Origin of the sequence: Phocaeicola faecicola (genome assembly GCF_013618865.1) — a bacterium.
Taxonomy (GTDB): domain Bacteria; phylum Bacteroidota; class Bacteroidia; order Bacteroidales; family Bacteroidaceae; genus Phocaeicola; species Phocaeicola faecicola.
The window spans coordinates 19,628-32,483 of sequence record NZ_JABSOE010000016.1 but is presented as its reverse complement, the minus strand read 5'-3'; the positions used below and the strand labels follow the sequence as shown (position 1 = coordinate 32,483).

Annotated in this window: 8 protein-coding genes; 7 read left to right on the top strand and 1 reads right to left on the bottom strand. The window is 46.9% G+C overall.

The window, feature by feature from the left end; translation table 11 throughout:
• Nucleotides 1–86: 86 nt before the first annotated feature.
• The 6 genes from H3001_RS06330 to H3001_RS06305 all read left to right on the top strand — a co-directional run bounded on the left by H3001_RS06330 (nt 87) and on the right by H3001_RS06305 (nt 8,511).
• The gene (locus H3001_RS06330; RefSeq protein WP_181214429.1) at nt 87–1,016 is read left to right on the top strand and encodes a DMT family transporter; all 930 of its coding nucleotides are present in this window, start codon (nt 87–89) and stop codon (nt 1,014–1,016) included.
• On the top strand, nt 1,013–2,905 hold the full coding sequence (locus H3001_RS06325; RefSeq protein WP_181214428.1) for an AAA domain-containing protein: 1,893 nt from the start codon (nt 1,013–1,015) through the stop codon (nt 2,903–2,905). Before H3001_RS06330 ends, H3001_RS06325 begins: the two co-directional genes overlap by 4 nt.
• Before the next feature lie 230 nt (nt 2,906–3,135).
• Nucleotides 3,136–4,734, top strand: coding sequence for an aspartate:alanine exchanger family transporter (locus H3001_RS06320; protein WP_181214427.1), 1,599 nt, complete (start codon nt 3,136–3,138; stop codon nt 4,732–4,734).
• A 266-nt stretch (nt 4,735–5,000) separates the two neighbouring features.
• A complete protein-coding gene (locus H3001_RS06315; protein ID WP_178244372.1) occupies nt 5,001–6,086 on the top strand; it encodes a PCMD domain-containing protein in 1,086 nt (361 codons plus the stop codon).
• A 12-nt stretch (nt 6,087–6,098) separates the two neighbouring features.
• Nucleotides 6,099–6,884, top strand: a complete 786-nt coding sequence (locus H3001_RS06310) for a porin family protein (RefSeq protein ID WP_178244373.1) — start codon at nt 6,099–6,101, stop codon at nt 6,882–6,884.
• A 157-nt stretch (nt 6,885–7,041) separates the two neighbouring features.
• The gene (locus H3001_RS06305) at nt 7,042–8,511 is read left to right on the top strand and encodes a glycoside hydrolase family 10 protein (protein ID WP_394367797.1); all 1,470 of its coding nucleotides are present in this window, start codon (nt 7,042–7,044) and stop codon (nt 8,509–8,511) included.
• Between the two features lie 772 nt (nt 8,512–9,283).
• On the opposite strand, the gene H3001_RS06300 is transcribed toward H3001_RS06305, so the two are convergent.
• The gene (locus H3001_RS06300) at nt 9,284–11,785 is read right to left on the bottom strand and encodes a collagen-like triple helix repeat-containing protein (RefSeq protein WP_181214425.1); all 2,502 of its coding nucleotides are present in this window, start codon (nt 11,783–11,785) and stop codon (nt 9,284–9,286) included.
• 556 nt (nt 11,786–12,341) lie between these two features.
• On the opposite strand from H3001_RS06300, the gene H3001_RS06295 reads away from it, so the two are divergent.
• Nucleotides 12,342–12,752, top strand: coding sequence for a hypothetical protein (locus tag H3001_RS06295; RefSeq protein WP_178244376.1), 411 nt, complete (start codon nt 12,342–12,344; stop codon nt 12,750–12,752).
• Nucleotides 12,753–12,856 lie beyond the last annotated feature (104 nt).

The following is a 12,856-nucleotide window of genomic DNA, read 5'->3' as shown; positions in this document are numbered from 1 at the left end:
TCTGAATTAATCAATATAATTCTGACTTCTTTTTTCGGAATCCTTGTACCTTTGCACCCCGGAATATCCGTAAAACTGGAGGAATAATGAACAGTAAAACAATCAAGGCGCATCTGGCGCTGCTGGGGGCGGCTTCCATGTGGGGACTGATGTCGCCCATGGGAAAGGCTGCCATGGAAGCGGGAGTATCCGGACTCTCGCTGGCTACCCTGCGCATGACGGGAGGGGCGGTGTGTTTCTGGATAACTTCTTTTTTTGTCCGCGATGAGAAGGTGCCGCCCAGGGACCTGCTGATGTTGTTTTTCGCGGCGTTGTTGAGCATCGTATTCAATCAGGGGTGCTTTACTTTCGGGCTGTCGCTGACTTCGCCCATCGATGCTTCAATCATTACGACTACGATGCCGCTCATCACCATGGTGCTGGCTGCGCTTTTCCTGAAAGAGCCGGTTACCCCGATGAAGGTGGGAGGTATCTTCCTGGGCTCGATAGGGGCACTGATGCTGGTGGTGGGAAGCCAGGGCGGTGCGGCTAAGGACAGCAACCTGTGGGGAGACCTGCTCTGCCTGACGGCACAGTTCAGTTTTGCCTGCTACCTGACTATCTTTAAGAAACTGATTGCCAAGTACAGTGTGTTTACCCTGATGAAATGGATGTTTACGTATGCTTCCATCTGTTTCCTGCCTTTTTCTTACCGCGATGTATCGGAGATGATGAATACTCACTTTGCCACAGAGGTATGGCTGGAGGTGGGATATGTGGTGCTGTTCGGTACGTACTGTGCGTATATCCTGATGCTGGTGGGACAGAAGGCGCTGCGGCCTACGGTGGTGAGCATGTACAACTATGTGCAGCCCATTGTCAGCACGCTGGTTTCGGTGATATTGGGAATGGGTGTTTTCGGATGGGGAAAGGCGGCTGCTACCTTGCTGATTTTCGCAGGGGTTTACCTCGTTACGCAAAGTAAATCAAGGGCACAAATGCTGGCCGAAAAGGCTGAAAAAACCAAGGAATCATGAAACAGGAATCACGTGTCATACCGTCGCCCGTGCTTTATCTGCAAAAGCAATATGAACTGCTGAAGGAGGAATACGACTACGAGAAAAGGCAGTTTGAGCAGCAGACGGAGGCTATGGGGATAGGACGGAAAATCAAGCGGGGGATGTGCTGGTATCCGATCCGCATGGGGAGAAGTTATTATAATGCGCTGAACCAGCTGGTGATTGAGATTGAGCGCTGTGAGGATAAGGAGATTGAACATCAGTTTGAATATGGACGGCCGGTCTGTTTCTTTACGCAGGATGCAAGCGGCAAACTGACTTATCTGAATTTCACGGCTACGGTGAATTATGTGGAGGAGGACCGGATGGTGGTGATTCTGCCGCATGCAGAGGCACTGGCGCAACTGCTGTCGAGGGAGGTGGCAGGGGTGCAGCTTTATTTCGACGAGACCAGCTACCGGCTGATGTTTGAGGCACTGAAGCAGGTGATTGCGGCCAAGAACAACCGGCTTGCGGACCTGAGGGATATCTTCCACGGTACGCTGCCGCTCGCTACGTTTGCTTTTCTTCCGGTACGTTTCCCGTGGCTGAACCGGACGCAGGAGGAGGCGGTCAACAAGGTGTTGCATGCCAAGGACGTAGCCATCGTACACGGACCTCCGGGAACGGGAAAGACAACGACGCTGGTAGAGGCGATTTACGAGACGCTGCACCGGGAGAATCAGGTGCTGGTGTGTGCGCAGAGCAACATGGCGGTCGACTGGATCAGCGAGAAGCTGGTGGACCGTGGGGTGAAGGTTTTGCGGATCGGGAATCCCAGTCGGGTGAACGACAAGATGTTGTCGTTTACGTACGAACGCCGCTTTGAGTCTCATCCTGATTATCCGCAACTGTGGAGCATCCGCAAGGCAATCAGGGAGCTGTATACGCAGGTGAGAAAGAGTGCGAACCGGGAGGCGGTGCGACAGAAGATCAATTCGCTGAAGGACCGGGCCAATGAGCTGGAGATACGGATCAATGAAGCGCTGTTCGGCGAGGCACGTGTCATCGCCTGTACGCTGACAGGAAGTGCCAACCGGCTGCTGGCAGGATACCGCTTCGGAACGCTCTTCATCGATGAAGCGGCTCAGGCACTGGAGGCTGCCTGCTGGATAGCTATCCGGAAGGCCGACCGCGTGATACTGGCGGGCGACCACTGCCAGCTTCCTCCTACGGTAAAGAATCCGGAGGCGGCAAGAGAGGGACTGGGGCATACGCTGATGCAGTGTATCGTCAAGAACAAGCCCGACTGTGTGTCGCTGCTGCGGATGCAGTACCGGATGAACGATGAGATCATGCGTTTCTCTTCCGAATGGTTTTATGGGGGGATGCTGCAGTCGGCGCCTGAGGTGAAGTACCGGAGCATCCTCGATTTTGATACGCCGATTGAATGGATCAATACCGAAGAGCTGGAGTGCAACGAGGAGTTTGTAGGCGACAGTTACGGACGCATCAACAAGGAGGAGGCGGAACTGTCGGTGGAACAGCTGAAGGCGTATATCGGGAAGATAGGGAAAGAACGGTTTCTGGATGAACGGATTGATGTGGGACTGATTTCGCCGTACAAGGCTCAGGTGCAGTACCTGCGCCAGCTGCTGAAACGGGATCCGTTTTTCAAGCCTTTCCGGAGTGCGATTACGGTCAATACGGTCGACGGTTTCCAGGGACAGGAACGAGACATTGTGATTATCAGTCTGGTGCGTGCCAACGAGGAGGGACAGATCGGTTTTCTGAACGACCTGCGGCGCATGAATGTGGCCATTACCCGGGCACGTATGAAACTGATTATTCTGGGGGATGCTTCTACCCTGACCCGCCATGCCTTTTACCGGAAGTTGTATCAGTACATCGGACAGTTGCATGAATAAACCGGAACCACGGGTGCCGGTACCCGACTGACAGCGGTCTTCGGATACCGGCATCCGCAGTTCCGTGCGGAAGTCCGTCCTTCAGTTCCGTTCCGGTATTTTCCACTTACATTTCAACTAAAAAATATTGCGTTTCAGCGTGCAGTAAATCAAGGATTTGCAAATATAGACCTAAAGCATTATCTTTGTCTTCGGATTTTTATAACCCTTTATTACTTTAAATTATTGTTATGTTACTCGATTTACTGCAATCTTCTTATTTTTCTATTTTTCTGATTGTGGCTTTAGGCTTTATGCTGGGACGTATCAAAATAGCGGGACTTTCGCTCGATGTGTCGGCCGTCATTTTCATCGCACTGGCATTTGGCCATTGGGGAGTGTCGATTCCCAAGGAACTGGGAAATTTCGGACTGGTATTGTTTATCTTTACCATCGGTATCCAGGCGGGACCGGGTTTTTTCAGTTCGTTCCGGAGCAAGGGAAAGACACTGATTCTGATTACTTTGCTGATTGTGGCTTCGGCCTGTCTGACCGGAGTGGGACTGAAATATTTCTTTGACATCGATACGCCCAGTCTGGTGGGGCTGATTGCCGGAGCGCTGACCAGTACGCCGGGATTGGCGGTGGCCATCGACAGTACGCAGTCGCCGCTGGCTTCCATTGCTTATGGTATCGCCTACCCGTTTGGGGTCATCGGGGTGATTCTGTTCGTGAAGCTGTTGCCCAAGTTGTTGAGAATCGACCTGGAGGAGGAGGCCAAGCGGCTGGAAAGGGAACGGCGCAGCCAGTTTCCGGAACTCAAGACTTGTCTGTTCAGGGTGAGCAACCCGACGGTGTTCGGACGGACGCTCATGCAGCTGAACGTGCGGTCGATGACGGGGGCTATCATCTCCAGACTGCAGCGGGGACAGGAAATCATTATCCCGAAGGCGCATACTGTCATCGAAAAGGATGACTGTATACAGGCGGTGGGAAGTGAGGAGTCGCTGAACAACCTTGCGCTGATGCTCGGTTCGCGCGAGGAGGGAGAGTTGCCGTTAAGCAATACGCAGAGCATTGAGTCGCTGCTGCTCACCAAAAAGGATATGATCGGAAAACAGCTCTGCGACCTGAACCTGCAGCGCAACTTCGGCTGTACGGTGACGCGTGTACGGCGAAGCGGTATCGACCTTTCGCCTTCGGCCAACCTGGAACTGAAATTGGGCGACAAGCTGATGGTGGTCGGTGAGAAAGAGGGCTTACAGGGAGTTGCCGCACTGATTGGAAACGATGCGAAAAAGTTGTCGGATACGGACTTCTTCCCTATCGCAATGGGTATTGTGCTGGGAGTGCTGTTCGGCAAACTGAATATTTCCTTCGGCGGGGGACTGTCTTTCTCTCCCGGACTGACCGGTGGTATTCTGATGATGGCACTGGTACTGAGTGCAATAGGCAAGACCGGACCGATACTGTGGTCGATGACCGGACATGCCAACCAGTTGCTGCGCCAGCTGGGACTGCTGCTCTTCCTGGCCGAAGTGGGTACGTCGGCGGGAAAGACGCTGGTGGCTACGTTCCAGGAAAGTGGATTCATGCTGTTTGGCGTAGGGGCAGCCATCACGCTGGTGCCGATGCTGCTGGCTACAATTATCGGACGACTTGTATTTAAAATCAGCATACTTGACCTGCTGGGAACCATTACCGGAGGTATGACGAGTACTCCGGGTCTGGCTGCTGCCGACTCGATGGTGGACAGCAATATTCCGGGAGTGGCTTATGCGACGGTATATCCGATTGCAATGGTCTTCCTGATTCTGTTCATACAGATGATTGCAATGCTGATTGTCTGAGTCTTTCCTTCATCTGGGACTGAGAATCTGAAGTGATTTTCCCCGATGCAAAAAGCCATACTGACTGCCGGGAAGGGATAACTGAACTTATCTCCGCAAGCAGGCTGAGGGTTTCTTGCACCGGGGATTTTTCTATTCGGGAAACCATGAGAACGGGGCTGTTCCGAAAGTGCGGCTACATTTTGTAAAGAGCCGGATAAAATCCACCGTAAGCCAATTATTTTCATTACCTTTGCGCCATCTAACTTTCAATTTTTTGACACAAAATGAAATTAAGCAATTTATTTATCGGTGCATGTATGGCCCTATGCTTTACAAGTTGCATAAAGGACGAAGCACTCAATGTGGAAGCCGCCATTGATGGATGCAGCGGTGCAAATATCCAACTCCTTACTTTCAATGATATCCGGAAAGAAATTGATGTATATGTACTGGACGGAGCCAATACAGCTGCACAGGAACTGATTTTTCAGTTGCCCGACGGAGCTACGATAGCGGCAGCCGAACCGTTGGCTACCGATGTGCCTCCCTTGTATGACTTCAGTCAGCAGGCTCAGCGGAAATTTACGGTGACTTCGGAGGATGGCAGTCAGCAGGTAAGTTATTCCATCAACCTGTATGTCATGAAGTTACCGCTGAAGTATTCGTTTGAGAATCTGGCAGAAAAAGATCCTTATCATATTTTCTACCTGACAGACATCGACGGAAGACTGCAATGGGCCAGTGGAAATCCCGGATTCAAACTGACTGGAATGGGAAGCAACGGACTGGACTATCCTACTGCACAGGCCGGAAGCGGAAAAGTGGGCAACTGCGTGAAACTGGAAACGAAAACAACGGGAAGTTTCGGGGAAATGGTCAATATGCCTATTGCTGCGGGTAACCTGTTCATCGGTTCTTTTGACGTGCAGAATGCCATCAACCATCCGCTGGAAGCGACTCATTTCGGATTTCCGTTTACCAGAGAGCCGGAACGGCTGACAGGTTACTACAAGTTCAAGGCCGGATCGCAACCGGTGAATCTCAGTGGGAAAGACAAGTGTGATATCTATGCCGTACTGTATGAAGCATCTCAAAGTGATTTCTTCCTGGACGGAGGAAATTCGCTGAATGACAAGAGCATTGTATTGAAGGCCCAGATCAATCCGGAGGATATCGTGGAAACGGATGAATGGACAGCTTTTGACCTGCCGTTTGTGGCACAAAACGGGAAGTCGATTGTACAGGAGGACCTGGCGGCTGGAAAATACAAGCTGGCAGTGGTCTTTTCATCGAGTGCCGAAGGGGCTTATTTCAAAGGAGCCATCGGCAGTACCTTGTGGATAGATGAAGTGGAAATTATTTGCAAATAAAAACGATTCTGTATGAAAAAGTATATTATCGCCTTACTCGCAGGATTGCTTCTGGCCGGAGAAGGTGTCTACGCACAGCAACAGGAAGCACACAAAGGATTGATCTGGTCGGCCCTGCACGGACTGGACTATTCGTTCAAGGCAGGTCTTAACATCGGAGGTACCTCTCCCCTTCCGCTTCCGAAGGAAATACGTTCGCTCGACAGTTATTCGCCGGGACTGGCCATTACACTGGAAGGAAACATTACCAAATGGGTGGATGTACAGAAAAAATGGGGTGTATCCGTAGGACTGCGTCTGGACAGCAAAGACATGAATACGGAAGCCCGGGTTAAGAATTACGGAATGGCTATATTGAATGATACGGGCGGAAAGGTAGAAGGACTTTGGACCGGAAGTGTAAAGACTCAGGTGAAAATGTCGTATCTGACCGTACCGGTGCTGGTTAATTACAAGATCAATGACCGCTGGCAGCTCTCGGCCGGACCTTATATGTCGTATATGCTGGAGGGAGAGTTCTCCGGAAGTGTATACGAAGGACATCTGCGTACTCCTGATGCAACGGGAAGCCGTATCGATTTCACCGGTGACAATCAGGCAACCTATGACTTCTCGGACGAACTCCGCAGTTTTCAGTGGGGCATTCAGGCCGGAGGAGAATGGAGGGCTTACAAGCATCTGACGGTGCATGCCGACCTGACATGGGGGCTGAACGATATCTTCAGAAAGGACTTCAATACCGTTACATTTGCCATGTACCCTATCTATCTCAACCTGGGATTCGGATATCAGTTTTAACGGCGGAACGATTGGTTAACAACTTAACAAAGAGAACGATTGGTTAACAGAGGAAGGGAGCAGACCGCAGGCAAATACGGAAGCGGCCTTCCATGAATCATAAGATTTATCATTATTCAGAACAACAATGAAAACAAGAAAATTACTTGTATTGCTCATGCTGCTTCAGTTGCTGGTACTTCCGGCAATGCAGGCGGCTTCACCCAAACGTGAATTCCGGGGAGCGTGGATCCAATGTGTAAACGGACAGTTTCAGGGAATGCCGGTACAACAGATGAAGAACATGCTCATCAGTCAGCTCGATGCATTGGAAAAAGCGGGAATCAATGCCATCATCTTCCAGGTCCGTGCCGAATGTGATGCGCTTTATGTTTCGAGCTATGAGCCCTGGAGCCGTTTTCTCACAGGGGTTCAGGGTAAGGCTCCGAGTCCGATGTGGGACCCGCTGCAGTTCATGATCGAGGAATGTCATAAGCGGAATATGGAACTGCATGCCTGGATCAATCCGTACCGGGCACAGACAAAGGGTACGACGGCGTTATCGCCCAAGCATCCGTATAATGCGCATCCGGAACTGTTTGTGCGCTACAACGGGCAGTTGTATTTCGATCCGGGATATCCGGAATCGCGCAAGTATATCTGCAAGATAGTACGCGACATCGTATCGCGCTATGATGTGGATGCCATACATATGGACGATTATTTCTATCCGTATCCGAATCCGGGAGAGGAATTTCCGGACCAGCTCAGTTTTGCGGGATATGGCAGGGGATTCAGACAGAAGGCCGACTGGCGACGGGATAATGTGAACGTACTGATCAAGGAGCTGCATGAAACCATTCATGAATGCAAGCCTTGGGTGAAGTTCGGGGTTTCTCCTTTCGGTATTTACCGTAACCGCAAATCGGACCCGAACGGCAGTGATACCAACGGATTGCAGAATTACGATGATTTATATGCCGACGTACTGTTATGGGTAAACAACGGATGGGTGGACTATAACATTCCGCAGATATACTGGGAGATAGGACATCCGGCAGCTGATTATGAGAAGCTGATCCGCTGGTGGGCCAAGAATTCGGCTGCACGCCCGCTCTTTATCGGACAGGATGTGGTGCGGACAGTGACAAAGGCCGATTTGCAGAATCCGGCACAAAGTCAGATTCCGGCCAAACTGAACCTGCAGCGTTCGCTTCCTACCGTACAGGGCAGTTGCCAGTGGTATGCGGCTGCTGTGGTGGAAAACAAGGGTAACTACCGGGATGTGCTGACTAATGTCTATCATAAGTATCCGGCCCTGATTCCGACTTCTCCGTTTATCGACGACAAGGCACCGGATAAGGTGAAAAAGGTGAAGCCGATATGGACGGAAGATGGATATATCTTGTTCTGGACGGCTCCTAAGGCCAACAAGGAAATGGATAAGGCGGTTCAGTATGTAGTATACCGTTTTGACCGGAAAGAAAAGGTGAATCTGGATGATCCGTCGCACATTGTGGAAATCACACGCAATACATTCTACAAATTGCCGTATGAGGACGGAAAGACCAAATATACTTACGTAATTACAGCGCTCGACCGCCTGCATAATGAATCGAAGGCGGTAAAGAAGAAAATCAAGCTGTAACAGGTTGACAAAGAAGGGAAGAAGGGATATACAAGGAATATCCGTCTTACGGGAAGTTTGAGAAAAAAAGAATTTAAAGAAGACATCCCGGAAGATATCAAAACAATATCCCGGAAAATATCAAACATAAAGAAAGGCATGTGAAATAAGCGAAAGAAGCTTAGTCACATGCCTTTCTGCTTTATCCCCGGAGCAATGGCTGTATTTGACAGTCTTTGTCTCTAGGATTACAGTACATATTCTGATACCGCCCAGGAACGTTTATGCTGTCTATAGGCTATACAGTTTATACCGTTATACCGCTATGCAACTGCATAAAAAGGCCAAGGAGAATAAGGAAGAAAAGGAGAATAAGGAGGATAAGAATAAAAAATGAGGCCACCTTATCACTAAGACAGCCTCACAGGAGTTTTAATTTGATCAATAACAAAAATACTATAAAATAATACGACAAAGCCGGCTTTTCACAAAGGTGTCTCCATCGCTATTCTTTAATTGATCAACAATAAAAAGAATACTATTAAAACAAAGAGTGAGCCTTACGCTTAAGGCTACTCATTCAAGGAATCTTCAACTTATTCAAATGAAAGTATTATATTTCAGCAGTAATTTCTTTCTTATGTTTCAACTATTGACTTTAAACGGTTATATTTTCCGTTTCAGTTCAAAAGCCAATGCTTGATTATCCTGTAACGGAAACGGGAAATATAAAGTTAAAGTTCAAGCGGGGGACAAGCCCCCACTTGAATGAGTATAAAAGTATAAGACAAAATTACTTCACAGTTACGTTAACTGTAGCAACCTTAGTACGGTTCAGTTTATCTGTAACAGTAAGTTTAACCTGGAATGTCTTTGCTTCCGGAATTACAGTCTGATTTACACGCTCAATACTGATAGTTCCATTTATGAATCTATCTGCATCTCCAGTAAACTTGATGTATTCACTTACATCCTCACCTACCAATTCCAGTTTATGACTTGCAATACGTGCATCATCCAATTCGTATGCCTTATTGTTGTAGTCAGTAAACTTAAGGTCTGTTGCTTTCAGAGTAGCCTTATTGTCTTTGTCAACAGTCAGGCTGAAGCCTTCCTCAGCAAGAGTAATGTTACCGTCTTCAATCTGAGAACGGAATTCAACTGTAAACTTATCAGTTGTCTTGTTCAGGTTCGTATTGTTGAACGGTCTGTAAGAAACCTCAACGTTACGTGGCTTGTTGACATCTGCATTGGTAAAGGTAACCTTGCTCTTGTTGCCAGGAGTCTGGAACCAGTTAGCATTTTCAGCAGCGTAAGAAACATATGTCAGATCTGCCGGATCAATAGTGTGCAATTCGCTCAAATCATATGTCTTAGTAGCACCTGTTACCGTCGGATATGCTTTAACTGCATCTCCTTCGAAGTAACCGTCCACACGGTTGAATGTATAAGCATCCGGTCCAGTAATCAAGATATCAAACTTGATATACTTCACTTCAGCAGTTCCAGTCATGTTAATGCACTTAACGGTAGCTTCAATCGGTTCTGCAAACAACTTGCTGTTATCGAAGTCCATTGACAGAGAATACTTCTCATATCCCTGTACAGTAGTCTTGCTCAACAATGGAGTACCCAAGATAGCGTTCAGGTTTACATTACCTACTGGCTGACCATCGACAGTTACATTGCTGTTCTTAAACTTGTATTCTACAGAAGTAACCTGGAAGTCCTTCAAAATATCAAGATATTCAGCCTGATCAGGGAAGTCAACAGTAACTCTATGTACGCCACCGTCGTTCATCTTATGGTTGAATGCCGGAATTGAGATTTCTGAAGAAGCCTCAGCTATGATATTCATCCGAATAGGAGTACCGATGGCTCCGTCCAATCCCAGATAGCCAAATGATACAGAAGTAATATATTGAGTTCCGCTGGCTTTTGTAAATCTTACAAAATCTTTTTCGATAACTACACCGTCTCTATTTAACTGAGCCTGGTCATCTCCTGTAGCAAAGAAGTTGAAATCTGCCACTTTCAGATTTTCTGCCTGTGCACCGAAGAGCAAATCTTTCAAAGCTTCCCAAGAAATATTTTCTCCGACTTTTACAGTTACAGTTGATTCATGAGCAGGAACATTAGTCCGTTCTGCAGTCATCTTCACTTTGATATTGAAGGCAGAAGATACCAATGGAGAATTGTCTTTTTCAGGACCACAAACTGTAGTCTGCAAAGCAAAAGCAGTATTCGGATCGTATACAGGAACCTGTGTACCGTTTACATCCAACTGCAAATCCCAGAATCCCTGGTTTTCGCTTGCTGCACGAGTCAGCGCACCATCCGTTTTGTTTTTGCCAGTAGCGGTAGCAGTAAAGATTTCCTGACCTTTAGAGTTGGCAAGTTTGAATTTATACAAGCTGGCGTCTGCACTCAGCGGATTTACCTGTGCAACCAGGCTGGCTGATTTAGACATCAGAATTTCTCCCGGCTGATGAGTTACGCCGTTGAATTCTACTGGTTGAGAACCTTCAACTGAACCGTAATAAATGGTTACTTCAGGTGCATCCAGTCTGTTTCCATCGAGGCTATACACATCCAAAGAAGAAATCTGTGCAGTCTTAGGAAGGATGATTGTAGCAAATTCGCCCGGTTTCGGTTTGCCGTTTTCATCAGCAACTACCATATGCAATTCCCAGTAAGCCTGGAATTCTACTACGTAAGAAGCAGTACCTGTAGCTGAAATACCTGTTGACACATACTTTTTCTCGTTGATGTCCCAAACTTCCCAGATACCTTCTTCATTGATCTGTGGAGATTTACCCGGTTCACCGGCAGGACCAACAGGACCTTGAGGACCTTGAGGACCTTGAGCACCGTCATTACCGTCTGCTCCCGGCTTGCCTTCAGCAATTACACCACTAGGATGTTTCTGACCATCCGCATCAATCATCACCCATTCTTTGGTTTCTTCATCGATTACCCAAGTAGCTCCGTTCTTACCATCGGCACCATTTGTTCCGTCGATACCATCTTTACCATTGGCACCGTTCTTGATTTCCAAAGTGCTACCGTCTGACAATTTCAGAATGTAACCGTCCTTTGCCTGATTCTGGTCGAAGCTGACAATCCATTTGCCTTCTGCAATTTTCTTTTGCAAATCGGCAATAGATGCTTCAACCGCTGCAACCCGGTCGTTCAAAGAATTAATGTCGTCATCATAATCCTTACATGATGACATCACTCCAGAAGAAAGCAGCGCTGCACTAAAAAGGAGTGAGTTCGTAAACTTTTTGTTCATAAACATTTAATTTATAAATTTATAAATAATGCGAACCAACAATAAACAGACTTCATCGTGATTCATTTGTTAAATAATTTCCACTAATTAATTTGTTATTTCCTCAATTTTCTCCTGTAAAAAGCAGGGCACATCATCGGATATCATTGTGCAATAGAGCAATGTACCCTCCCCACCTTACATCATCTCCGAAAACTTGCTGTTAAGGTTTTTACAAACCTATCCGATTACATTTCAGGGCAAATAATATCTCATTTAGCATACTATACATCAATCAATTGTTTAATAGTATTCTGTAAACAAGACAGGATATTCATTGCGAAAAGGAAAGGCCTTCAATATAATCAAGCCGAGATCTTTCATCCTCAAGACAGGTATTAATCCTTAAATCTTAAAGAATGATACCAACTACTAATACTTCTGAATCCTTCAATCATAATATACCCTTTCATTGTTTTTTTATAACTTAGCTACATGAATGATTAAAAAACGATGCAAATATCAAGCATTTATTTGAAATAACAAAATATTTAATTGATTTTTTTCTAGTTTTTATATGGATATAATTGAAAGACTACAAAAAATAATTGAACACGAACAACTTAGCATACCTGCTTTCGCCAGAAAAATTGGAGTTGTAGACCAAACAGTTAGAGGTATTGTAGTACAAAAAAGAAACAAACCGGGCTTTGATATGCTGGTGAAGATACTTCAAACATTTGATTGGCTCAACGCGGAATGGCTGATTACCGGAAAAGGAGAGATGGAAAAGGCAGAATCCGTCGCAAATCCGGATGATTTACAACAATTAACTGAACTTATAAAATATTTACGTGAGAAGGATGAGAAAATAGAGAAGCTGATTGAAGAAAAGACCGAATGGAAAGTCAAGTTCAACCTGATAGCCAAACAATTAGAAAACGACATACGTTCCAGTAACGAGAAAATAATTTCAAGATCCCGATAACCGGAGCAATTTCTCTGAATGGCTGGTCCATTCAACAACATCAATGCCCTGGAATAGCGAAAAACTTCGCTATTCCAGGGCATTGACTGTTTTTACAAAAAAAC